This is a genomic window from Rickettsia sp. 109562A South Dakota (assembly GCF_055791265.1).
On sequence record NZ_CM147703.1, the window covers coordinates 750,554 to 774,259 of the forward strand.

A 23,706-nucleotide genomic window follows, 5' to 3' on the forward strand; every position below is an offset into this window, starting at 1 on the left:
GTAATTAGTGGATATTAAGTTAGGAAAATATAAGCCGATAAAGGAAGAATATATAAAAAGCTTTAAAGATATGCTCCTACTTCGGCGTTTTGAAGAAAAATGCGGTCAGTTATACGGAATGGGAGAAATAGGCGGTTTTTGTCATTTATATATAGGTCAGGAAGCAGTAATTTCTGCAGTAGATATGGTTAAACAAAAGGGTGATAGCACTATTACTAGCTATCGTGACCATGCTCATATTATTTTAGCGGGAACTGAGCCTAAGTATGTTCTTGCCGAGCTTATGGGGCGAGCTACAGGCTGCTCAAAAGGCAAGGGTGGCTCTATGCATTTATTTGACGTACCGAACAAATTTTACGGTGGACACGGTATAGTAGGGGCTCAAGTGCCGATAGGTACAGGGCTTGCTTTTGCTGAAAAATATAATGGTACGAATAATATTTGTTTTACTTTTTTAGGTGACGGTGCCGTTAATCAAGGTCAGGTATATGAAGCCTTTAATATGGCTGCTTTATGGGGTTTGTCGGTAGTTTATATTATCGAAAATAACGAATATTCAATGGGCACTTCCGTTGCCCGCTCAACCTTTATGCGTGATTTATATAAGAAAGGGGAATCGTTTGGGATTAAAGGATTTCAGCTAGACGGTATGGATTTTGAAGAAATGTATGACGGTACTAAACAAGCAGCAGAATATGTTAGAGAGACTAGTCAGCCGCTGATATTAGAAGTAAAGACTTATCGTTATCGTGGGCATTCAATGTCCGATCCGGCAAAATATCGCAGTAAAGAAGAAGTTGAGCAATATAAAGAGCGTGATCCGTTAGTAATAATAAGAAAAACGATACGCGACAATAAATATGCAACCGAAGCGGATTTAAAAGAAATAGAGCAGTCGGTAAAAGAAATTGTAAAAGAAGCAGTAGAGTTTTCAGAAAATTCGCCGCTGCCTGATGAAAGGGAGTTATATACGAATATTTGTCACACCGCGACTTGATCGCGGTATCCAGAAAAAAAAGATTGGATCTAGCTCACAAGTCGCGGGATGACATTCGAGATTACTGGATGCCCGCGAAAGCAGGAATGACATCAGAACCATTTAACAAACGCCCCGCCTGTATGGGAATGACATCGAACATTTAATTTAAATAAAAAGAAAAATGCAAATAACGGTACGTGAAGCATTGCGTGATGCGATGCAAGAAGAGATGATACGAGACGACAAAGTTTTTGTCATGGGTGAGGAAGTTGCAGAATATCAAGGAGCTTATAAGGTAACTCAAGGATTGCTTGAGCAAGTTGGTCCTAAAAGAGTAATTGACACGCCAATAACGGAGTATGGTTTTGCAGGGCTTGCAGTTGGAGCAGCTTTTGCAGGACTTCGTCCGATCGTGGAGTTTATGACCTTTAACTTTGCTATGCAAGCTATGGATCATATAGTTAATTCAGCTGCAAAAACTCATTATATGTCAGGCGGGCAGGTAAAATGTCCGATAGTATTTAGAGGACCAAACGGGGCAGCAAGTAGAGTAGCAGCACAGCATAGCCAAAATTATACAGCTTGTTATTCCCATATTCCAGGATTAAAAGTAGTAGCTCCTTATAGTGCAGAAGATCATAAAGGACTTATGATTACGGCTATTAGAGATGATAATCCGGTTATTTTTTTGGAAAACGAGATTTTATACGGTCATAGTTTTGACGTACCGGAAACAATTGAGCCTATCCCTTTCGGTAAAGCAAAAACTTTAAGAGAGGGTAATAGCGTTACTATAGTCACTTTCTCGATTCAAGTAAAACTTGCCCTAGATGCTGCAAATGTTTTACAGGATGATAATATTGATTGTGAGGTTATTGATCTGCGTACTATTAAGCCTCTTGATACTGAGACAATAATAGAATCAGTGAAAAAAACTAACCGTTTGGTTGTAGTAGAAGAAGGGTGGTTTTTTGCAGGTGTTGGAGCAAGTATAGCCTCTATAGTTATGAAAGAAGCATTTGATTATTTAGATGCTCCGATAGAGATTGTCAGCGGCAAAGATGTCCCTCTTCCTTATGCCGTTAATTTAGAAAAATTAGCTCTGCCTAGCGAGAGTGATGTAATAGAAGCCGTTAAGAAAGTTTGTTATTATAGTGTTTAGGGTTTACGTCTTAGCTAAAAGCGTTGTTATTGCATGGCTATAATGTCATTCCCGCGTATGCAGGAATCCAGAAAAAATAACCTTAGTACTGGTACAAAAATTGCATATTAATTGACAAAATAAACCTAAAAAACAAGTTTTTTACAGGTTTTACTGGATTCCTGCATACGCGGGAATGACATCGGGATCGCTGCAACAAGGCTGCTTTTAGCTAGGAGCGACCTTTTACTTCGCAGCTCTTTTACGGTCGTTAGGGTCAAGTAGAGCTTTACGTAGGCGAATAGATTTTGGGGTTACCTCCACTCTTTCATCATCTTGTATATAGCTCATTGCCTGCTCTAAAGTTAAAAGCATCGGCGGAGTTAGCCTTATGGCTTCGTCTTTACCTGCTGCTCTAACGTTGCTTAGTTGCTTCGCTTTTAGCGGGTTTACCTCTAAATCATTATCACGATTATGTTCGCCGATAATCATACCTCTATATACTTTATCACTAGGGTTTATAAACATTTCCCCCCTTTCTTCTAGATTCCATAGAGCATATGCGACTGCCGCCCCGTCACCGTTTGATATAAGAACACCGTTACGTCTCCCCTCGATATTTCCTTTATAATCGGCATATCCGTGGAAAATACGGTTCATGATGCCTGTGCCTCGAGTTTCGGTTAAAAACTGACTATGGTAACCGATTAACCCTCTAGACGGTCCGATGAACGTAACACGGCTTTTGCCTCCGCCTGACGGTCTCATATCAGTCATTTCGGCTTTTCTAAGTGCTAAAGATTTTACGACCATCCCGACATAATCGTCATCAACGTCAACCTGAATTTCTTCCATCGGTTCTTGCTTATTGCCGTTCTCATCGGTTTGAAATAATACTTCAGGTCTACTGATAGATAGCTCAAACCCTTCACGACGCATAGTTTCAATTAATATACCTAATTGTAACTCACCGCGTCCTGCAACTTGAAAAGCATTTTTCTCGGCAGCTTCGGTAACTTTTAGTGCGACGTTACTCTCAAGCTCACGCATTAATCTATTACCTATTAGACTTGATGTAACTTTTGTTCCCTCACTTCCTGCAAGCGGTGAATCGTTAACGCTAAAGGTCATGGATAGAGTCGGGGGATCGATCGGTAGAGACGGTACGGCCTGCGTTACTTCGGGAGAGCAGATAGTATCGGCAACGTTGGCGTTTTCAACGCCTGCTACAGCAATAATATCACCGGCTGTAGCCTCATCTATAGCGATTCTCTCCAAACCTCTGAATGCTAATATTTTAGTAATTCGTCCGTTTTCAAGTACCTTATTCTCACGATTTAATACTTTAACGTTTTGGTTGATTTTAACAGTTCCGCTTTGTACACGTCCCGTTAAAACCCTACCAAAGAAAGAATTGTATTCTCTAGTAGTAACAAGCATAGAAAACGGTGCTTTATCGTCAGCTACGGGCGTAGGTACATGTGTTACTATGAGATCAAAAAGCGGCGATAAATCATCGGCTAAATTATCTAAAGGATTAATTTTATCATCAAATGTTAAAGAAGCTCTTCCTGCTCTACCTGATGCATAAACTATAGGAAAATCAAGCTGATCGTTATTTGCTTCAAGTGCTACAAATAGCTCAAATACTTCATCGATAACTTCTTTAATTCTTTGATCGTCTCTATCAATTTTATTAATAACAACGATAGGCTTTAAGCCGAGATTTAAAGCTTTAGATAATACAAATTTTGTTTGCGGCATTGGTCCTTCTGAAGCATCCACGAGTAACACAACACCGTCAACCATACTAAGTATACGCTCTACTTCACCGCCAAAATCAGCATGCCCAGGTGTATCAACGATATTAATACGTATATCGTTCCACATAAGAGCGGTGCATTTGGCCAGTATGGTAATACCGCGTTCACGCTCAAGATCGTTAGAGTCCATAGCACGTTCGGCAACCGCCTGATTAGCTCTAAAAGTACCGCTTTGTTTAAGCATGTTATCGACAAGCGTAGTTTTCCCATGATCAACGTGGGCAATAATTGCTATATTACGAATAGATGTCATCTTTAAAAATTCTCACAAGTTTACAATAGTTTTTCGTATTATATACTAAAATACCAAAAATTGGAATAAAGTTCTTGAAAAAGAAACTGATTTAACTACAGAATAAAAATTACTAAGAATTTTTAAACTTTAAAACAAGAGAAATTAATGAACGATAATATAGCACTATTTATATTTGATTTTGATGGAACTTTAATTAAGGGGCATTCGCATAATTATATCGGGCAGCGGGTAGTAGGCTTAGTAGAGCGAAATATACAAAATCGCTTTTTTAGCTCATATGATGAACGTGCTAAAGAGATGGCTAGGCTTGAGCAAAAATTCTCTATAGAGCTAATGGAGAGATTTTTAGATAAGGATAATTTAGGTTGGAAAAATGAAGAACAATTAGTACGTCTTTTTAAAAATATTATATCATCCGGTCATAAAATAGCTATAGCATCGTTTAATGCTTATCCTGATGCCGTAAAATATGCATTAGAACAGTTATTAGGTGAAGAAACGGTAAAAAATATATATATAAAAACAGGTTTACCTGCTAAGAGTGATGAAGAGATAAAACTTTGTAATAAAGTACCTTATATTAGAGAAGTGATGAACAATACTGAAATAACGAATAAAGCAAATGTATTTTTTATGGATGATGATGAAAAGCATACCGATGCTGCAAAAGACTATAAAATCCAAGCGGTTTGGGTTAAGAAAGACGACAAGGAATATATTCAGGAAGCTTTTAATTTTTTGTATGACTTTAATGAAAAGCACGAAATTTATGTTGAGCTAGAAGATCCTGCTACTGAAATATATGATGAGAACGGTATCTATTTTAGCCAAGAAGAAATAAACACTATTCCGTTTGAACCTTTTTCTAGTGATTATTATTTGGATGGCGAATATACACTATGGGGGGACGGGAATGTGCCAATGTTAGGTAATAGTTAAGTTTTTAATTATAGACAAATCGCTTGATGTTATTTATTCTTAGATTAAATGACCTTGGTGTCATGCCGTGGCTTGACCACGGCATCTAGAAACAACATTTTAACTGGATCCCGTGGTCAAGCCACGGGATGACAATCCTAGCGACGACACAGTTTAATCTAAAAGGATTATCAATGATATATCGAATATTATGTTTATGCATATTCATAATAAATTTCTCAACGATCACGGAAGCACAAAATGTGCCGATTAAAGAGGATAATTTCAAAGTTAGAGTAGCTGTTGCTGATGTACAATCTATATTGGAAGGTTCGATAGCTATAAAAGATTTGCGTAATAAAATCGAAAAGCTTAATCATAAAATTCAAGAGGATATTGCTGCAAAAGAAGCAGAATTTAAACCGCTAGAAGAGAAATTGCTAAATGAACGTTCTAATTTAAGTGAAACCGAATTTGAGCATAAAGTAAACGAATTTAATGCAAAAGTTAGCCACGTTAGAAAAGAAATTCAGATTAAGAAAACAAAACTTGAACAAGCCCACGCTGAAGCTATGAGTAGAGTCCATGGAACAACTATTACAATAATTAGTGAACTTGCCGAGAAATATAACCTTAATTTGGTAATTCCAAGTGCTCAAGTCTTATATGCCAAAAATAATTTGAATATAACTTCCGAAGTGACTTTTATGTTGAATGAGAGGTTAAAAGAAGTAACGATAAACTATTAATGATGTTGTTGTATGGCTCAGAAACGCGTTCGGTGTCACCTAGTTGCTTGACCCAGTAGTGTACGAACGTTCAGGATGTCATTCCCGCTTTTGCGGGAATGACATAGGAGCCACACAACAATGATATTATTTAATGAGAGTATTTAATATGGCAGAATTTACACCGATTACAATTGCATATGGGGACGGTATAGGTCCTGAAATAATGGAGGCAGTGCTTTATATATTACGTAAAGCCGAAGCTCGTATTCGCCTTGAGACTATAGAAATAGGTGAAAAGCTTTACAAGAAGCATTACACTTCAGGCATAAGTGAGGAAAGTTGGGAATCAATACAACGTACCGGCATTATACTTAAAGCCCCGATTACTACCCCGCAAGGCGGAGGATATAAAAGTTTAAACGTCACGATTCGTAAAACATTACAGCTTTTTGCTAATATTCGTCCTTCCGTTTCGTTTCATCCTTTTACTAGAACATTACATCCAAATTTGAACCTCACTATTATACGTGAAAATGAGGAAGATTTATACGCAGGTATAGAATACCGCCAGACTCATAACATGTATGAATCGGTAAAGTTAATTAGCCATACCGGTTGTGAAAAAATTATTAGATATGCTTTTGAATATGCAGTAAAAAATAACCGTAAAAAAGTTACTTGCTTAAGCAAAGATAATATCATGAAATTTTCTGATGGGATTTTTCATAAAGTATTTAATGAAATTGCAAAAGAATATGCGCAAATTAATAATGAGCATTATATTATCGATATCGGGACGGCAAGGCTTGCTACCAAACCGGAAATATTTGACGTAATCGTGACTTCTAATTTATACGGTGATATTATCTCTGATGTAGCTGCTGAAATTTCAGGCTCGGTAGGGCTTGCCGGTTCTGCAAATATCGGGCAGCATTATGCGATGTTTGAAGCGGTACATGGAAGTGCTCCCGATATTGCAGGTCAGGATATCGCTAATCCTTCAGGGCTTTTAAATGCTGCTATAATGATGCTAGTGCATATAGGGCAGGGTGATATTGCTAGTTTAATCGAAAATGCTTGGAAGCAAACTATAGAGGATGGAGTTCACACAGCCGATATATATAACGAGCAGACTTCTAGTAAAAAAGTCGGTACAAAAGAATTTGCCGCAGAAGTAGTGAAAAGATTAGGACAGTTACCAACAAAGCTATCTAAAGCAGATTATCCGTTAATTGCCAAGAAACAAGAAAGTAATATAGATTATAAAATTGATACCCAAGAAGTTAAGAAGCTGGTTGGCACCGATATATTTGTAAATATGAATGTTTTGTCTGCTCATGATATAGCAGATAAAATTAATAAGCTTGATATTGGTAATTTTGAGTTAAAAACTATATCTTCAAAAGGGTTAAAATTATGGCCTCGTGATGCAAGATTTGAAACTGTTTTCGATCATTGGTGTTGTCGTTTTATGAATAAGGACGGCACGGAAATAAAGCATCTAGATATAACAAGATTGCTTGAAGCTTTAAGCAAAGCAAATATTGATTTTATCAAAGTAGAGAATCTATTTGAGTTTGACGGGGTGGCAGGTTATAGCTTAGCCCAGGGGGAATAATTGAATTATTGTCACCTAGTTTGCTTGACCACGGGGTCCATAAAAACAATATATAATAATAGTTGTTTAAATATTTTCTTGGATCCCGTGGTCAAGCTACGGGATGACACCGAGTAGGTTTTTAGAACCATACAACAAATGACATAACAAAGAAATAAAAATAATGACACTATATCATATCGGAATATTATTGGTAATTATTGGATTATTTGCTATATTTTCAGGAATAATCGGGTTTTTTAGATTTCCTGATTTTTATCCTAAATTACATGCTGCAAGCGTTATTGAGAGTTTTGGAGTGCCTATTTGCTTAATAGGTTTTGCGTGTATTAAAGCAGATATTATTAACTCTGTTAAATTAATTTTAGCGGCTTTATTGATTTTTCTACTAAATCCGGTAGCAACTCATGCACTTGGTAAAGCCTCGCTGCTTTCGATGTCATTCCTGCGAAAGCAGGAATTTAGGAATAATGAATTATTGTCATGCCGTGGCTTGACCACGGCATCCAGAAAAAAATTAAAAAAGACTGGATCCCGCGATCAAGTTAGCTAGGATGACAATAAAGGTTACTGGATTCCCGCTTTTGCGGGAATGACATTAGACAATACAGTCAACATCCTATAAAACTAATGAATATAGCTTTAAATTTTAATCTCAGCAATTACCTACTTAACTTAATTGCTTTTTTATTGATTTTAATATCCATAAAAATAATTTTTGCTAAAGATTTACTAAATGCAGTGATTGCTTCTTCTGTCTTTAGCTTATTAATCGGCGTATCTTATCTCATTATGGATGCTCCGGACGTTGCAATGACTGAAGCAGCACTTGGAGCTTGCTTATCAACATGCGTATATTTGAATTTGTTACGCAAATTACCTCCTGATTTAAAGAATATCAAGAGAACTAATATTATTCCCGCAAGTTTAATATGTTTAGTATTTGTAATAATTCTTACTTATATGGGGCTAGAATTACCAAATTACGGTGATGATAATGCTCCTCTTCATATGCATTCAAGTAAATATTATATCGAAAATACTACTAAAGATATTGGTATACCTTCCCTTGTGGCAGCTATTCTTGCTAGCTATCGTGGCTATGATACTTTAGGTGAAACTAGCGTAATTTTAATTGCAGGAATTGCCGTGTTGTTGGTATTTTCAAAGAAATTTGAGAGAGAAGAAGTTTCAAAAGATGTCATCCCGCAGCTTGACCGCGGTATCCGTAAAAATATAAACTGGATGCCGTGGAGGGACCACGGCATGACAAAAATAATAAAATATATTACTAGTTTTATAATCCCTTATATAATTTTGTATAGTATATATATTCAGCTTAACGGTGAATCTTCGCCGGGTGGTGGGTTTCAAGCAGGTGTTATATTTGCGTCTAGCTTCATTGCTTATGATTTAGTTTACGGTAATCGGACATTAAATCGATACTTCTCTCCTAATGTATTAATTTATATTGCTATTTTAGGGGTAGCAATATATGCAATTGTAGGAACGATATCACTATTTTTTAACGATAATTATTTAAATTATTATTCACTAACAAATTTTATCAATGATAAGCTACTTGCTCAACATATAGGGATATTTATCGTAGAAATCGGTATAGGTTTAACTGTTGCAGCTATTATGTATTTAATTTATAACTTATTTAACCATGAATAATCTATTTGTATTAATTAAGCGTGAATTTATAGTGCAGAATCGCATTAATAATATAATTAAATATCTAGTGATATTTTTTTTGTTTTGCATAATTAGTACTGTTTTAATTAACAGTGAAAGGGATATTAACAAATTCGGTTTAATTTTTTCGGTAATTTGTTTATTAATTTCATTAATAAATTTTTCTTCTATTATATTTAAATCTGATTTGGAAGACGGAAGCTTAGAGTTGTTATTATCAATTGTCAGTCATGAAAAAATTATATTAGCTAAATTTTTTGCTATATTTATCAGTAGTACGGTAGGGCTGGTTTTTATTTTACCCATTATTTATATTTTTTTTAATCAAACTTTGCTTGAGATAATATTTTTCTTTATTAGTGTATGGATGATGTTAGTTTTATCAAGTAGTTTAGTAGTTTTATCCGGTAGCGTGCAATGTTATTTTAAGAAGAATGCTAATTTTTTCGGTACGTTTATTATGCCGTTATTAATTCCGAATATTATAATGACAGGTTTAATATTACAAGATAATAACTTACAATTAATTTTTATTATGATAGGAATTAATTTAGTATTTTTACCGGTTTCATTCTTCTTAAGTTCCTATTTAATTAAAAATATTTATAATATTACGTGATTTTGCTTTATTTTTACTAATGTAGTGATATAAAATAAGATGAATATTGTTAATAAATTTTTTTGAGAAAAATATATGTGGCAGGCTTTACGAAGGTTAATTGCAGCGAATCCTATGGGATTTTTTCTGTGGTCTATTATCACTAAATGGTATTTAATTATAGCAGTTGCTTCCTTAATTACTTTATATTATACGGTATTGGGCTTAAAAAAAATCGGATTTATAGATTATTTTACTAAAACTATAGTCGAGATATTAGATACAAGTAAAGTAGTTGCTCAAAATTGTACTACAAAACTCGGTCCTGATTGGAATCATTTAGTTAGCTTTTGGAATTGCTTAAGTGATCCTGGAGAATATAAGCATGAAGAAGGGACAGGAGCAAAAGAGTTAGAAGATGAAATAAATAAGCTTACGCCAAAACAAGCAGATAGTGCTGCAGACGCTGAACGTCCTATAATAAACCCTTATGAACAACTAGAAAATCAAAATAATCTTAATAATACCTTAAGCGGTAGTAATAATAATCGTTAATTTATGTCACTTTAATATTATATGTCGGATACTGAAGATAATAAAAACAAACAAACTACACGTCGTGATTTTATGGTTCTAACGGCTAGTAGTGTTGCAGCGGTCGGGGCTGCATGTACACTCTTACCTCTTATTGATTCTTTAAACCCTTCTGCAGACGTGCTAGCTTTATCATCAATTGAGGTTGATCTATCAAATATTGCGGTAGGGCAAACAGTTACGGTTAAATGGCAAGGTAAACCGGTTTTTATCACCAACCGTACTCCTGATAAAATAGCCGAAGCAAGAGCAGTAAAAATGTCGGAGCTTATTGATCCTGAAACAGATGAAGCACGCGTTAAAGCAGGTCATGATAATTGGCTTGTGACGATCGGGATCTGCACGCATTTAGGTTGTGTGCCGCTTGCTAATCAAGGTGAATATGATGGATGGTTCTGTCCATGCCATGGCTCACAATATGATTCTTCAGGTAGAGTTAGAAGAGGTCCTGCTCCTTTAAATTTAGCAGTACCGCCTTATACCTTCATTAGCGACAAAAAAATTAGAATTGGGTAGTTATTTATGAATGAAGATATTATCCCTAAAAAGCCTAATGCTATTATAGAATGGATAGATTATCGCTTACCTATTTTTTCTTTTCTAAAGCATTTTAGCCATTATCAAACTCCAAAAAATCTTAGCTATTTATGGAATTTAGGCTCTATTGCCGGTATTGCTTTAGTAATTCAGATAATTACCGGCGTGGTGCTTGCTATGCACTATACCCCGCATATTGATCATGCTTTCGATAGTGTTGAGCGAATCATGCGTAACGTAAATTACGGCTGGTTACTGCGTTATACTCATGCGGTAGGTGCATCGATGTTTTTTGCTGCCGTATACTTACACATAGCAAGAGGCTTGTATTACGGCTCTTATAAAGCACCTAGAGAACTGCTTTGGCATATCGGTATTATCATTTTTCTAACTATGATGGCTACTGCTTTTATGGGTTATGTACTGCCATGGGGGCAAATGAGCTACTGGGGTGCAACAGTAATTACTAATTTATTTTCAGCTATTCCGCTAATAGGGGACTCCATAGTTACGTGGTTATGGGGTGGTTTTTCTGTTGATAATCCGACATTAAATAGATTCTTCTCTCTTCATTATTTATTACCGTTTATTATCGTTGCCCTTGTAATGCTCCATTTAGTAGCCTTGCATCAGCATGGTTCAAATAACCCAAAAGGTATCGACGTTAAAAGCTCTAAAGATACTATTCCGTTCCATCCTTATTATACCGTAAAGGATTTTGTCGGTTTTGGGGTTTATTTCATGATATTCGCCTATTTTATTTTTTACGAACCGAATTATTTAGGACATCCCGATAATTACATTCCGGCAAATCCGTTAGTGACACCTGCTCATATCGTACCTGAATGGTATTTTCTGCCGTTTTATACGATCCTTAGAGCCGTACCGTCTAAGCTCGGCGGGGTGCTATTAATGTTCGGAAGTATATTCGTATTGTTTTTACTGCCTTGGCTTGATACTTCAAAAGTCAGAAGTAGCAATTATAGACCAATATACCGAATTGCTTTTTGGATATTTATGGCAGATTGTTTATTGCTTGGTTACTTAGGGGGACAGCCGGCAGAAGAGCCGTATATTACCATTAGCCGTTTTGCTGCTTGTTATTACTTTTTCCATTTCTTAGTAGCCTTACCGCTGATCGGTAAATATGAGAAGCCATTGCCATTGCCGGAGGAGTTGTAAAAGTAGTATATATCATTCCTGCGTGGCATTGTTGTGTGGATCAATTCCCGATTGTCATCCCGCGACTTGATCGCGGGATCCAGGAAATAAACAAAAAATAACGTTATAAGTTGTTATTTTGGATACCCGTGGTCAAGCCACGGTATGACATCGGAGCATTTTTCAAGAGCCATGTAACAACACTGATCAAGAAACTAGAATGACACAGTGATATAAATTTAAAAATACTATGAAAATTAAACTAATTATCTCCATCATCATACTAATAACCTCTAGCGTATGCCTAGCAGGTGAAGCAGCATTGCCGCCGAAAAAGATGAAATGGTCGTTTGACGGCGTATTTGGCACAGTTAATCGTGAAGCTGCACAAAGAGGTTTTCAGGTTTATAAAGAAGTTTGCAGCATTTGTCACGGCTTGAATAATTTATATTACCGTAATTTAAAAGATATCGGTTTTTCTGATGATGAAATAAAAGAAATCGCTAAAGGATATACGGTAAAAGACGGACCAAATGATGACGGTGAGATGTTTGAACGTCCTGCTCTTCCATCCGATCGTTTTGTACCTCCTTACCCTAATGAGCAAGCGGCAAGAGCGGCTAATAACGGAGCATATCCTCCTGATTTATCTTTAATAATAAAAGCACGTCATGACGGAGCTAATTATATATATTCGCTGCTTACCGGTTATAAAGAACCGCCGGCAGATTTTAAGCTGATGCAAGGAACTCATTATAATCCCTATTTCCCTGACGAGCAAATAGCAATGCCGCCGCCGCTTACAGATGGGCAGGTGACTTATATGGACGGCACTAATGCAAGTGTAGAGCAGATGTCGCATGATGTCGCAGTATTCTTACAATGGGCAGCCGAGCCGGAAATGGAACACCGTAAATCTATGGGTCTTAAAGTTATGATGTTTTTAGTAGTATTTACTATCTTTTTCTATATTGCCAAAAACCGCATTTGGTCTAATTTAAAGTAGTTTTGTCAGCCCATGCGGGCAACTCCTCCTCCCCCTTGCTTAGTGTGGTAATTAATTTTTGTTATACTTATCCTAAAATTTATATAGGTAGGTATTTATGATTACTTTATTTGCAGCTATAACAGGATTTATTAGTTCTATCATTCCTGAAATTTTAAAAATATACAAAGACATTAACAACAAAAACACGAGATAAATATTTTAGATCGTCAAATTGCTAATAACAAACTAAATCAATCCAAAACTTTTACAGAGCTTACCATATCGCAAGAAATGGCAGATCTCTTTACTCCACTTATAAATCAGGTGTTAGTTGGGTTGATGCTTTAAACGGCTCAGTAAGACCAGTGCTTGCTTATAGCTTCTGTGCAATGTATGGAGGAGTTAAATATGTTCAATATAAATCATTAAAAAGTTCTACCCTGCTAGTGGAATATTTAGACATATTATGGAGTATAGAAGATCAAACTATTTTTGCAGGGATTATTAGTTTTTACTTTGGTCAGCGTACTTTCAGCAAATTATGGAAGTATAAGACTTGAATTTTAAATAGATAATTTTATATATTTAAATATATAACTAACAAAATTAAAGGTGGTTTTATGTTAAAGAGTGTAAGATTATATATTCCGTCTATAGCAGCTATTATTTTATCTAGTAATATTGCAATGGCTAATAAGAATTATGATGCCGGTCATGCGACACCTTTGCGTCAAGTAGCGGATTTAATAGATAATCAAATTACAAATATTGATAATTTATTTAAAAATAGATTGCTGTTGTATGAATCTAATAGCATAAAAAGCAATTTTATTACTAAAGATAAGCAGTATATTATTGTTATGGAAGTACCTGGATTTGATAAAAGTCAAATTAAGGTTAAAGTAAACGGCAATAAATTATTTATTACAGGGAATATAGAAGCAAAAAATAAAGCTGATGATTCAGATAATTATATGAATAAAAATTTTAATTATGTAATATCATTATATGAAGATGTAGATCAAACAAATATCTCTTCAAGCCTTAAGAATGGAATACTTACTATTATTCTACCTCGCACTGAGGTTAAAGAACAAGACGCAAGAGAGATACCGATTAATTAGTATTGTAAGTTGTATTTCTGGGTACCGTGGCTTGACCACCACGGTATGACGCTAGGTACGTTTTTCGATCCACGCAATAAAGCCTAGCGAGAATGACATAGAGTAAAACATATAAATAATTTATCTCTTACTACCGGCGTTCATAGCAAGGCTTGCGGAAACAAATTCTTCAAGGTTACCATCAAGCACTCCTCTAGTGTCGGAAGTTTCATAATCGGTACGTAAATCTTTCACCATTTGATACGGTTGCAGGACATATGACCTAATTTGGTGTCCCCAGCTATTATCGGTTTTAGCTGCATTCTGCTCGTTAACGCTGTCTGTGCGTTTCTGCATTTCAAGCTCATAGAGTTTGGCTTGAAGCATTTTCATAGCTTGAGCTTTATTCTTATGCTGTGACCTATCGCTTTGGCATTGCGTTACCGTTCCTGTCGGTATATGGGTGATACGTACGGCAGAATCTGTAGTGTTAACGTGCTGCCCGCCGGCTCCTGATGCTCTGAAAGTATCAATTCTTAAATCTTTATCCTCAATAGTAATTGCTATATTATCATCAATTTCGGGATATACCCAGCTATTTGCAAAACTGGTCATTCTTTTACCTGCCGCATTAAACGGGGAAATACGCACCAGCCTATGAACTCCTGCTTCGGTTTTAAACCAGCCGTAAGCACGTTTGCCTATTATCCTAATCGTGCATGATTTAATGCCTGCTTCTTCGCCGTTAATCATATTGATTATTTCAGTTTTAAAGCCTAATCTTGCGGCAAAACGCAAATACATACGCATCATGATAGATGCCCAGTCATGGCTTTCAGTTCCTCCTGCTCCGGCATTAATCTCCAAAAAGCAATTATTCCCATCTGCTTCACCTGAAAATAAACATTCCGTTTCAAATTTAGCAGCAATTATGCTTAAATTTTTAAGATCTTGTTCAACTCGTGAAAGTGTTTCTAAGTCGTTTTCGGTGTCGGCTAGTTCTTCAAGTTCTAAAGTATCTTTTAAATTAGATTTGAGTTTATTAAAAGCATTTAGTTTTTCTTCTAAAGCACTTTTCTCTCGAAGTAATGTTTGTGCGTTAACCTGATCATTCCATAAATCAGGGTTTGTTGTTAGTTCTTCTAATTCTTTTAATCGTTTAGTCGAAGTTTCGACATCAAAGAGACCTCTCAAGCAATTCTAAAGATTGCTCAATTTTTTTTACATAATTTTCTATTTCGGCTCGCATTATTTTTTCCTGTTATAAATTTTGATTTTGTTATATATTATCGTGATTGTTTGGGGTGGAATTGATCCACGCATACGCGGGAATGACAAAGGCGATAACCCCAATAAACAAATGCAAATTATATCACAATAATTATGAATAATCAAAAATATATAAGGAACTTCTCAATAATTGCTCATATCGATCACGGTAAATCTACGTTAGCTGATAGGTTAATTGAACATTGCGGCGGGCTTCAGGCTAGAGAAATGAGCCAACAAGTGCTAGATTCGATGGATATCGAAAAAGAACGAGGCATAACTATTAAGGCACAAACAGTAAAGCTTGTATATAAGGCTAAAGACGGCAATACTTACTATTTGAATCTAATGGATACACCGGGACATGTCGATTTTGCTTATGAAGTTAGTAGGTCTTTAGCCGCTTGTGAAGGCTCGTTATTGGTAGTTGATAGTACGCAAGGAGTAGAGGCACAAACGCTTGCAAACGTTTACCAAGCAATCGAGAATAATCACGAAATAGTACCGGTGCTTAATAAGATTGATTTACCCGCTTCCGAACCTGAGCAGGTTAAGCAGCAAATAGAGGATATAATCGGAATTGATGCAAACGAGGCTGTGCTAATTTCTGCTAAAAGCGGTATAGGGATTGATTTAGTTTTAGAAGCGATAGTAAATAAATTACCTCCGCCAAAAGAAAGTAGTTCTGATATTTTGAAAGCTTTGCTTGTTGATAGTTGGTATGATCCATATCTTGGCGTGGTTATTTTAGTACGTATTATTGACGGGGCTTTACGTAAGAATATGCGTATTAAAATGATGGCTACAAACTCAGTTTATACAGTTGAGAATGTTGGATATCTTACTCCGAAAAAACATATTTCGGATGTTTTATATGCAGGGGAGATCGGCTTCTTTACTGCTTCTATAAAGCAGGTAGCGGATTGTAAAGTCGGGGATACTATAACTGATGAGAAAAAGCCTTGCGAGCAAGCGTTGCCTGGCTTTAAACCAAATTTACCTGTAGTGTTTTGCGGTCTTTATCCGACAGATAGTTCAGAGTTTGAGCATCTAAAGGATTCGCTTGCTAAATTGCGCCTTAATGATGCCAGCTTTGAATATGAAATGGAAAGCTCCTCAGCACTCGGAGTAGGCTTTAGGTGCGGCTTTTTAGGGTTACTACATTTAGAGATAATTCAGGAACGTTTAAGTAGGGAGTTTGATTTAGATTTAATTACTACCGCACCAAGTGTGGTATATAAAATTTATATGCGGGATGGTGAGAGCTTGGAAATTCATAACCCCGCAGATTTACCTGATTTGCACAAAATCGAGTCAATGGAAGAGCCATGGATTAAGGCAACTATAATGGTACCTGATGAGTTTTTAGGTGCAGTATTATCGCTTTGTACTGAAAAAAGGGGAGTGCAGCTAGATCATAGCTACATAGCAAACAGGGCTAGAATAGTTTATAAATTACCGTTAAATGAGATAGTTTACGATTTTTACGATCGTTTAAAAAGCTGCTCTAAAGGTTATGCAAGTTTTGAATGGCAAATGGATGTTTATGAACCTTCCGAGCTTGTTAAACTTGGAATTTTGGTTAACGGTGAGGCGGTTGATGCGTTATCGACAATCGTACATCGCTCTCGTGCCGCGCAGAGGGGTAGGACGTTATGTGTAAGATTAAAGGACTTGATACCAAGACAGCAAATCGATATAGCAATTCAAGCAAGTATAGGTAGCCGTATTATTGCCCGTGAGACTATTAAAGCCCTGCGTAAAGACGTATTATCTAAATGTTACGGCGGTGATATAACCCGTAAGCGTAAGCTTCTTGAGAAGCAAAAAGCAGGTAAAAAGAGAATGAGACAGTACGGTAATATCGAAATCCCGCAATCTGCCTTTATTGCTGCTTTAAAAATAGGTGATGAGTAATTTTTTATCGCTTGATCTGTATTAATTTTTTTTATTTTATATAAAGAAAACGCTAGACGTTATAGAAAAGATTTGTTATAAGAAGTTATCTAAAATTATTCCTCGGTAGCTCAGTGGTAGAGCAAACGGCTGTTAACCGTTCGGTCGCTGGTTCGAATCCGGCCCGGGGAGCCATTCCGTACAGTTGGCTACTTTTTCAAGTTCATTGAACAGGAAAGCCAAATTTAAAAATTTCCTTTTTTCGGCAATTGTCGAACCTTTAAAAGTTTCATACGCATTTGTCGTTACATTTATAAAATCTAGAAGTTTTTTAGATAACTTGTCATCTACTACGTCATAATTTTTAATTAACTCGTTTGATTCGTATTGACGTTCTTTTAATTGTGTTTCCTTACGCAAAAATTCTTCTCTAGTTAAAAACTCCGTCTGCTACTAAATCCATATATGAATCGCGCTTATTGGGTCTATGTTAAAAACTAGAAGGACTTGTTAAACGTCGTCAAATAGAACGTGCAGTATTTTTAGGGAAAGAGGATTTATTAAATATATGATTATTACAATCAACAATTATAGTTATTGACTTATTTTAATTACTGCTATAGATTACTTCTCTCAGGTGATAATTAAGCTCTATCATTCATATATAAGTTAATTTTAAAGAGTTAAAATATGGACAATAAAGAAGAAGAAATTTTAACCTCTGAATCTTATATTGATGAAGAGGAAGAAAAGCGTTTAAAAGCTGAAAATGCAAGGAAAGAGCTTAAATTAATATTAATAACTTTTGCTATTATTCTTACTAGTTTTTTAACTTTTACTTATTTCTTTTTAAATTACGTAGAAGAAAAAGTAGCAGAGTATAAATTACAGCAGGAACAAGAAGCTAAAGCAACTAATAAAACAGAATAATAGTTGTTAAAATACTAAAGGATTAAAAAGCTATTTATTATTACAATTTTTAAATTTTTACTATAATTGTAATCAACTATTATTAATATAAATAAAATAACTTTTTATGGAAGGTTTAAGCTCTTGGAAAGAAAAGTTTGAAATTTGTGTTTATGGTAAAAAATTACTTGATAAACTTGAATATTTAAACACTAAAGTAAAAAACCCTGTTGATTATAGAGGAAATTAAAAAAGGTATCTACTACGCCCGCAAATATCACGGCTCTCAAATGCGTAAATCGGGTGAACCTTATTATTCTCACCCGATCGAAGTGGCTTATATGTTTGCTGAATTTGTAGCCGAAGAAGTACCTAAGCTCTATAACGCTATTATGCTGCAAGCCGCACTGCTTCACGATACTATTGAAGATACAGAACTTACCGAAGAAGTAATAACCACCATTTTTGGGCTAGAAGTTGCAAAGCACGTAGAGGGTTTAACTAGAATCAAACCTTACGGAAAAATAAGTAGTGAGGAAAGTCTGAATTTGCTAGTTAGACAAAAAAGATATGATACTGCACTCATAAAATTATTTGATCGTATACATAACATCCAAACTTTGGGAGCTAAATCACCTGAGAAAGCGAAAAAGATTATTGAAGAGACTTTAGCAAATTTTGTGACTTTAGCTATGTATTTGGAAATACCAATTGTACAAAGTAAAATCATACAACTCTGTTTTCAATATTTACATATTATACAACAGTCTTTTGGGTATAATTTACAAATGGCTCTTTAGGATAATTTCCAACCTCTTTTTCTAATTTTATAAAATGATCTAATCCAAATATATAACCTACACCTATTGGAATTGTTATGATAACTAATCCCCAATTACCACAAATTTTTACTAAATACATAAGACCACACGTATTTATTATATGCATTAAAGCATGGACTATAGCAAAAATATAGCTAGTTGCTCTAAAACGCTTAAATATAGGAAAATGTTTAAAAAATATAGGTATTGCTGAAGATATATCAGGTCTAAGTAACATGGTAAGAATTTGGATTATAAAAATCTCAGTTACAGAACTTGCGTGGTTCAATAAGTATGGGCTGGTTAAGCTAAAAATAAAGTACATGTATAATTGCACTTTAAGAACTTTCAACGGATATATTTTATAATTTAAATAAGTTAAAAATGTTAATCCTAGTAAATAAACCATTGAAACATAAAAATTTTGTCTTATAACATCTGCAGCACTATATTCAAAGTTAGTTTTTAAAATGTTACCGCACAAAATATAAGCTATGTAAAAACATACAGGCCATATGCATTGTATCAAGAATAAAGATAAAATGGTTTTTTTGTTAGTTTTCATTGTCCATATTATATTATTTTGAAGTAATTTTTTATCTAATTTAACTTGCTCTAAAGTTTTTTGTAGTTGAAGTTTTGCATCGGCAAATTCTGGTGCTTCTCGTAGTCTAGTTCTAGCAGATGATCCGACAAACGCTATTCCTGCACCAAACCAAAAAGCAATACGCCAATTAAAATCAAAAGAAGTAACCAAACAAGCTATTCCTAAAGCAACTGCAGAACCAACGCTCGCAAAAATTGATATCACAGCAACAGCAGGGTATTGTATTGGGGGATTAAGCTTTTCAGTAAGATACAATTCCGCTCCCACTATTTCCCCCATAGATGACATGCCTTGGGCTATTCGGCATAATATAACTATCCATGAAGCAGTGACTCCTATTTGAGCATATGGAGGTAAAATAGCAATTGTAATACAAGAAATGGACATTAGTAGGGCAGTCAAAATAATTGTAGGCTTTCTACCTATATTATCACCTATCCAACCAATAATTATAGCTCCTATAGGTCTAAAAATAAAAGTTGAACATAAAGCAAAAGAAGTTATAAGAAAATCAGACAAAGAATTATTAGGAGAGAAAAATAATTCATTTAATAAAATTGCTAAATGAATATATAACATCAAATCGAAGTATTCTAAAAACGTTCCTATACATAAAAAAGCTATACTTTCTTTATCCTCTCTTGTTAAGCTTCTTTGCTCCTTTTTGTAGCCTAGCATAATTTCTTTATAAAAGTTAATTTGTAAAGAAATCTATACTGTTTTATATAAAAGTCAATAGGAAATTTCGCTTTATACGATAAATAAGAAAATGCAGCTTATTATTAATTTGTTGTGACCAATTAAATAATACCGTATTTTTTACAGATATAATTGAATCTAGTTTAAAGCGGTATGTCCGTGTACCTGAGCATTCATCACAAGTCCAAAACCGATTAGCATAGATGCAATCATTGTTCCGCCGTAAGAAATAAACGGCAGGGGTACGCCTACTACGGGAAGTAAGCCCATCACCATAGCTATATTAATAAATACGTGACTAAATAAAATTGAAGTGATACCTATTACCATTAATTTACTAAAAATCTCTCGGCAATTTGCGGCAATTAATAAAGAAATAGTTATAAGTGCAAAATATAATATTAATAAAAACATTCCTCCTATAAAGCCGAATTCTTCAGCAAAGGTAGCAAAGATAAAATCGGTTTGATGTTCGGGAAGAAAATCTAAATGGCTTTGACTACCTTGATTTAAACCACGTCCAAATAAGCTACCTGAACCTATAGCGATTTTGGATTGAATAATATTATAGCTAGCACCGAGCGGATCATGTTCCGGATCTAAAAAAACCATCACCCGTTTTTTTTGATAATCATACATCATATTCCAAGCAATAGGCAGGCTAACAAGAGTAGCAAGGCCTAGTATTATAAAATATTTTATTCTAAAACCTGCTGCAAAAAATATAATTGCCGAAACAATTAAAACAATCATCCCTGTACCGAGATCTGGCTCTCTAATGATTAGAAAAGCCGGTATTAAAACTCCTATAATCGGTATAATAACTTTATGAAGTTTTGTAAGATCGTCAATTGTTAGTGAATGGAAATATCTAGCAAGCATTAATACAACAGCGATTTTTATCGGTTCGGAAGGTTGAAGTTTAACTATACCGATATCGATCCATCTTTTACCGCCCATGGCAGTTGAGCCGAAAAGCTCCACGGCTACTAGTAAAGCCAGTACGCAAAAATAAAAGATATACGATAACCTAAAGATTATCCGCAAATCAATTAATGCAATAATAATAGCTAAAGGCAAGAATATACAAAAATTTATAATTTGTTTGTAAGCCCAAGGCTGCAAATTGCTATTTGCTGCAGAATAAAGCACAATGAAACCAATACAGCAAATTAAGCTAATTAGTAAAATTAAAGTAATCGGTAATTTTTGTAATTGTTCTAGATAATTTTTATGCATTGTTTTTATATTGGGTAATTGTTACTATGTCATTCCCGCCTACGCGGGAATGACATATACCTCTTAAATTTCCACATTAAACACTCTAAAAATAAATACTAATTCGTCAGCTGTTTCTTTCAGATAATCAAAACGGCCGGTAGAACCGGTATGTCCTGTATCCATATTTATTTTTAATAATAATGGGTTATTGTTCGTTTTTAGCTCTCGTAATTTTGCTACCCATTTAGCAGGTTCCCAGTAACCTACACGTGGGTCGGATATACCGCAAGTAATGAATAGAGCAGGGTAGTTTTGTTCTTTTACGTTATCATAAGGAGAATAAGATTTAATATATTCAAAATATTCTTTTTCTTTCGGATTACCCCACTCATTATATTCCAAGAGAGTTAGCGGTAAACTCTCATCAAGCATGGTACTCAGCACGTCTACAAACGGTACATGAGCGATTGCCGCTTTATAGATTTCCGGTTTTTCATTAAGTACATAACCGATTAGCATACCGCCGGCACTACCGCCCATTATGACTATATTTTGTTTGCTTGTATATTTCTCTTTAATTAAAGTTCTACTACAAGCTATGAAATCTTCAAAGGTGCTTTTTTTGGTTAAAAACTTCGCTGCTTCATACCAATCATGACCTAGATCATCGCCGCCTCTAATATGAGCAACCGCGTAAATAAAGCCGTGATCGGCAAGCGTTACTGCCGTATTTCTAAAATTGACAGGCATGCTAATCCCGTAAGCTCCGTACCCCATTAGATATAAAGAGTTTGAGCCGTCTTTTTTAAATAAAGATTTTTTGTAGAATAAAGTAATCGGTACTTTTACGTCATCACTATCTGCAAATATTCTCTCTACTTTATACTCCTTCGGATTAAAGCCTGAAGGTATTTCCTGCTGCTTTAATATCGTTAATTTATTGCTGTCAAAATCGTAGCTATAAGTGGTACTTGGTCTTGCTAGAGAAGAGTAATTTACTCTGATATCGTCTTCCTCAAAGTTTGTAGAAAAACTACTTGCTTGGAAACTTTCATCGGGAAAATGAATTATTTTTTCTTGTAGATTTTTGAATCGCTTTATTTTAATTAGCGGTAAACCTTGGTCACGATAATTTAAGATTAAATAATTACTTGTAATATCAAAGCTTTTTAAATATTTATCCTGTTCTTCTTTAATATAAATATCATCTAGGCTAGTGTTTTCAAAATTATTTACCGGCAGCTTTACAACATGGAAATTTTTAGCTTTATAATTAGTTTTAATATAAAAATAATCGCCTTCATGTTCTATTTCATAGAATATTTTATTTTGTGCAGGTCGTACTAGTTTAGGAGTGAAATTATCATCCTGCATAGAAATTACGTAAATTTCATTTTCATTATGATCACCTGAGTTTATAAAAATATATTCACGACTTGCTGATTTCTTGCTACTAATGAAATGAAGAGGGTTTTTTACCTCGAATATTAATTTGTCCTGAGAAACATCTTCACCTAAACGATGAAACATTACTTTATCCCAACGTTGATTCTCATTAATAGTAATATAGAAAAAGCCGTTTAATTTTTCATGCCAAATTATAGTAGGAGCAATATCCTTTACATTATCAGATAGGTATTCTTGTTCTTTAAGATTATATATTTTGATATCGTATTTTTCGTTACCTGTAAAATTAACGCTATAAGCCATTAGATTTTGATCAGGTGACATTGCAACTTTGGCAACATCGGTAAAACCACCGTTTGGAGCAAGAAGGTTAGCATCTAATATTACTTCTTCAGGAGCATTAATATTATTATGTTTTCTGCAATATATCGGATAATTTTTATCCCCCTCTACTCTTGTATAATAGTAATAATCTTTTTTCTTAACATAAACCGATTCATCATCTAATTTGATCCGTCCTTTTAATTCTTCAAAAATCTTTTCCTTATCCTTTTGCAGATCGGCAAAGAAATTTTCGGTATATTTATTCTCGGCTTTTAAATAATCTAAAATTTTAGAGTCTTTTACCTTTGGCCATTTAGGATCACGCAACCAGTGATAATCATCGTGTATTGTTTGTCCATGAAGCTCAAAGCTGTAATTTTGTTTATCTGTTATTGGTGGTTTCAT

21 protein-coding genes, 1 tRNA gene and 1 pseudogene are annotated in these 23,706 nt (G+C 34.9%); 18 read left to right on the plus strand and 5 right to left on the minus strand.

Going from position 1 to position 23,706, the window contains the following annotated elements; translation table 11 throughout:
- Positions 1-7: 7 nt before the first annotated feature.
- Together pdhA and ACIAS7_RS04190 are read left to right on the plus strand one after the other, a co-directional pair.
- On the plus strand, positions 8-997 hold the full coding sequence (gene pdhA / locus ACIAS7_RS04185; RefSeq protein ID WP_473198322.1) for a pyruvate dehydrogenase (acetyl-transferring) E1 component subunit alpha: 990 nt from the start codon (positions 8-10) through the stop codon (positions 995-997).
- A gap of 163 nt (positions 998-1,160) precedes the next feature.
- Complete coding sequence (locus ACIAS7_RS04190; RefSeq protein WP_473198323.1) at positions 1,161-2,141, plus strand: pyruvate dehydrogenase complex E1 component subunit beta; 981 nt, start codon at positions 1,161-1,163, stop codon at positions 2,139-2,141.
- A 225-nt stretch (positions 2,142-2,366) separates the two neighbouring features.
- On the opposite strand, the gene typA is transcribed toward ACIAS7_RS04190, so the two are convergent.
- A complete protein-coding gene (typA, locus tag ACIAS7_RS04195; protein ID WP_473198324.1) occupies positions 2,367-4,196 on the minus strand; it encodes a translational GTPase TypA in 1,830 nt (609 codons plus the stop codon).
- 147 nt (positions 4,197-4,343) lie between these two features.
- Between typA and ACIAS7_RS04200 the strand changes: the two genes are divergently transcribed.
- The 12 genes from ACIAS7_RS04200 to ACIAS7_RS04255 all read left to right on the plus strand — a co-directional run bounded on the left by ACIAS7_RS04200 (position 4,344) and on the right by ACIAS7_RS04255 (position 14,169).
- Entirely contained in the window at positions 4,344-5,138 is a 795-nt protein-coding gene (locus ACIAS7_RS04200) for an HAD family hydrolase (RefSeq protein ID WP_473198325.1), read from the plus strand.
- Positions 5,139-5,311: 173 nt separating this feature from the next.
- A complete protein-coding gene (locus ACIAS7_RS04205) occupies positions 5,312-5,866 on the plus strand; it encodes an OmpH family outer membrane protein (protein WP_473199410.1) in 555 nt (184 codons plus the stop codon).
- 148 nt (positions 5,867-6,014) lie between these two features.
- Positions 6,015-7,466 carry an NADP-dependent isocitrate dehydrogenase gene (locus ACIAS7_RS04210; RefSeq protein WP_473198326.1) on the plus strand — a complete coding sequence of 484 codons (1,452 nt, stop codon included), beginning with the start codon at positions 6,015-6,017 and terminating at the stop codon, positions 7,464-7,466.
- A gap of 163 nt (positions 7,467-7,629) precedes the next feature.
- A complete protein-coding gene (locus tag ACIAS7_RS04215) occupies positions 7,630-8,019 on the plus strand; it encodes a Na+/H+ antiporter subunit G (RefSeq protein WP_473198327.1) in 390 nt (129 codons plus the stop codon).
- Between the two features lie 77 nt (positions 8,020-8,096).
- Complete coding sequence (locus tag ACIAS7_RS04220; protein WP_473198328.1) at positions 8,097-9,146, plus strand: DUF4040 domain-containing protein; 1,050 nt, start codon at positions 8,097-8,099, stop codon at positions 9,144-9,146.
- Positions 9,139-9,786 (plus strand): heme exporter protein CcmB, encoded by a 648-nt coding sequence (locus ACIAS7_RS04225; protein ID WP_473198329.1) that lies wholly within the window; start codon positions 9,139-9,141, stop codon positions 9,784-9,786. The genes ACIAS7_RS04220 and ACIAS7_RS04225 overlap by 8 nt, the downstream gene beginning before the upstream one ends.
- A gap of 75 nt (positions 9,787-9,861) precedes the next feature.
- The gene (locus ACIAS7_RS04230) at positions 9,862-10,320 is read left to right on the plus strand and encodes a DUF2670 domain-containing protein (RefSeq protein WP_473198330.1); all 459 of its coding nucleotides are present in this window, start codon (positions 9,862-9,864) and stop codon (positions 10,318-10,320) included.
- Positions 10,321-10,341: 21 nt separating this feature from the next.
- Positions 10,342-10,875, plus strand: a complete 534-nt coding sequence (petA, locus tag ACIAS7_RS04235; protein WP_473198331.1) for a ubiquinol-cytochrome c reductase iron-sulfur subunit — start codon at positions 10,342-10,344, stop codon at positions 10,873-10,875.
- Between the two features lie 6 nt (positions 10,876-10,881).
- A complete protein-coding gene (locus tag ACIAS7_RS04240) occupies positions 10,882-12,078 on the plus strand; it encodes a cytochrome b (RefSeq protein WP_473198332.1) in 1,197 nt (398 codons plus the stop codon).
- 229 nt (positions 12,079-12,307) lie between these two features.
- Positions 12,308-13,063 carry a cytochrome c1 gene (locus ACIAS7_RS04245; protein WP_473198333.1) on the plus strand — a complete coding sequence of 252 codons (756 nt, stop codon included), beginning with the start codon at positions 12,308-12,310 and terminating at the stop codon, positions 13,061-13,063.
- Between the two features lie 347 nt (positions 13,064-13,410).
- The gene (locus tag ACIAS7_RS04250; protein WP_473199454.1) at positions 13,411-13,605 is read left to right on the plus strand and encodes a hypothetical protein; all 195 of its coding nucleotides are present in this window, start codon (positions 13,411-13,413) and stop codon (positions 13,603-13,605) included.
- A gap of 60 nt (positions 13,606-13,665) precedes the next feature.
- Complete coding sequence (locus ACIAS7_RS04255) at positions 13,666-14,169, plus strand: Hsp20/alpha crystallin family protein (RefSeq protein WP_473198334.1); 504 nt, start codon at positions 13,666-13,668, stop codon at positions 14,167-14,169.
- A gap of 120 nt (positions 14,170-14,289) precedes the next feature.
- Here ACIAS7_RS04255 and prfB read toward each other — a convergent pair.
- Positions 14,290-15,397 (minus strand): peptide chain release factor 2 gene (prfB, locus tag ACIAS7_RS04260; protein ID WP_473198335.1). Its coding sequence is split into 2 segments (ribosomal slippage): positions 14,290-15,327 and positions 15,329-15,397, totalling 1,107 coding nucleotides; the frame shifts between segments, so codons are not numbered across the junction.
- Between the two features lie 134 nt (positions 15,398-15,531).
- Here prfB and lepA point away from each other — a divergent pair.
- The 4 genes and pseudogenes from lepA (at position 15,532) to ACIAS7_RS04280 (ending at position 19,022) form a co-directional block, all read left to right on the plus strand.
- Positions 15,532-17,334 carry a translation elongation factor 4 gene (lepA, locus tag ACIAS7_RS04265; RefSeq protein WP_473198336.1) on the plus strand — a complete coding sequence of 601 codons (1,803 nt, stop codon included), beginning with the start codon at positions 15,532-15,534 and terminating at the stop codon, positions 17,332-17,334.
- Between the two features lie 99 nt (positions 17,335-17,433).
- A tRNA-Asn gene (locus ACIAS7_RS04270) sits at positions 17,434-17,508 on the plus strand.
- A 495-nt stretch (positions 17,509-18,003) separates the two neighbouring features.
- Positions 18,004-18,243, plus strand: a complete 240-nt coding sequence (locus ACIAS7_RS04275; RefSeq protein WP_473198337.1) for an RP671a family tick cell line-upregulated protein — start codon at positions 18,004-18,006, stop codon at positions 18,241-18,243.
- A gap of 106 nt (positions 18,244-18,349) precedes the next feature.
- Positions 18,350-19,022 (plus strand): annotated as a pseudogene (locus tag ACIAS7_RS04280) (HD domain-containing protein).
- On the opposite strand, the gene ACIAS7_RS04285 reads toward ACIAS7_RS04280, so the two are convergent.
- The 3 genes from ACIAS7_RS04285 to ACIAS7_RS04295 all read right to left on the minus strand — a co-directional run bounded on the left by ACIAS7_RS04285 (position 18,979) and on the right by ACIAS7_RS04295 (position 23,706).
- Positions 18,979-20,328, minus strand: a complete 1,350-nt coding sequence (locus ACIAS7_RS04285) for an MFS transporter (protein ID WP_473198338.1) — start codon at positions 20,326-20,328, stop codon at positions 18,979-18,981. The pseudogene ACIAS7_RS04280 and the gene ACIAS7_RS04285 sit on opposite strands and share 44 nt — an antisense overlap.
- 159 nt (positions 20,329-20,487) lie before the next feature.
- Complete coding sequence (rodA, locus tag ACIAS7_RS04290; protein WP_473198339.1) at positions 20,488-21,588, minus strand: rod shape-determining protein RodA; 1,101 nt, start codon at positions 21,586-21,588, stop codon at positions 20,488-20,490.
- Between the two features lie 63 nt (positions 21,589-21,651).
- Positions 21,652-23,706, minus strand: coding sequence for a S9 family peptidase (locus ACIAS7_RS04295; RefSeq protein ID WP_473198340.1), 2,055 nt, complete (start codon positions 23,704-23,706; stop codon positions 21,652-21,654).

Excerpts from the sequence above, each read along its gene's own strand:
- ACIAS7_RS04190 (WP_473198323.1), top strand. The coding sequence starts at position 1,161 with ATGCAAATAACGGTACGTGAAGCATTGCGTGATGCGATGCAAGAAGAG.
- petA (WP_473198331.1), top strand. The coding sequence starts at position 10,342 with ATGTCGGATACTGAAGATAATAAAAACAAACAAACTACACGTCGTGAT.
- ACIAS7_RS04285 (WP_473198338.1), bottom strand. The coding sequence starts at position 20,328 with ATGCTAGGCTACAAAAAGGAGCAAAGAAGCTTAACAAGAGAGGATAAA.
- rodA (WP_473198339.1), bottom strand. The coding sequence starts at position 21,588 with ATGCATAAAAATTATCTAGAACAATTACAAAAATTACCGATTACTTTA.
- typA (WP_473198324.1), bottom strand. The coding sequence starts at position 4,196 with ATGACATCTATTCGTAATATAGCAATTATTGCCCACGTTGATCATGGG.
- ACIAS7_RS04225 (WP_473198329.1), top strand. The coding sequence starts at position 9,139 with ATGAATAATCTATTTGTATTAATTAAGCGTGAATTTATAGTGCAGAAT.
- ACIAS7_RS04230 (WP_473198330.1), top strand. The coding sequence starts at position 9,862 with ATGTGGCAGGCTTTACGAAGGTTAATTGCAGCGAATCCTATGGGATTT.
- lepA (WP_473198336.1), top strand. The coding sequence starts at position 15,532 with ATGAATAATCAAAAATATATAAGGAACTTCTCAATAATTGCTCATATC.
- ACIAS7_RS04220 (WP_473198328.1), top strand. The coding sequence starts at position 8,097 with ATGAATATAGCTTTAAATTTTAATCTCAGCAATTACCTACTTAACTTA.
- ACIAS7_RS04255 (WP_473198334.1), top strand. The coding sequence starts at position 13,666 with ATGTTAAAGAGTGTAAGATTATATATTCCGTCTATAGCAGCTATTATT.
- ACIAS7_RS04215 (WP_473198327.1), top strand. The coding sequence starts at position 7,630 with ATGACACTATATCATATCGGAATATTATTGGTAATTATTGGATTATTT.
- ACIAS7_RS04295 (WP_473198340.1), bottom strand. The coding sequence starts at position 23,706 with ATGAAACCACCAATAACAGATAAACAAAATTACAGCTTTGAGCTTCAT.
- ACIAS7_RS04240 (WP_473198332.1), top strand. The coding sequence starts at position 10,882 with ATGAATGAAGATATTATCCCTAAAAAGCCTAATGCTATTATAGAATGG.
- ACIAS7_RS04245 (WP_473198333.1), top strand. The coding sequence starts at position 12,308 with ATGAAAATTAAACTAATTATCTCCATCATCATACTAATAACCTCTAGC.
- ACIAS7_RS04205 (WP_473199410.1), top strand. The coding sequence starts at position 5,312 with ATGATATATCGAATATTATGTTTATGCATATTCATAATAAATTTCTCA.
- ACIAS7_RS04200 (WP_473198325.1), top strand. The coding sequence starts at position 4,344 with ATGAACGATAATATAGCACTATTTATATTTGATTTTGATGGAACTTTA.
- ACIAS7_RS04275 (WP_473198337.1), top strand. The coding sequence starts at position 18,004 with ATGGACAATAAAGAAGAAGAAATTTTAACCTCTGAATCTTATATTGAT.
- ACIAS7_RS04210 (WP_473198326.1), top strand. The coding sequence starts at position 6,015 with ATGGCAGAATTTACACCGATTACAATTGCATATGGGGACGGTATAGGT.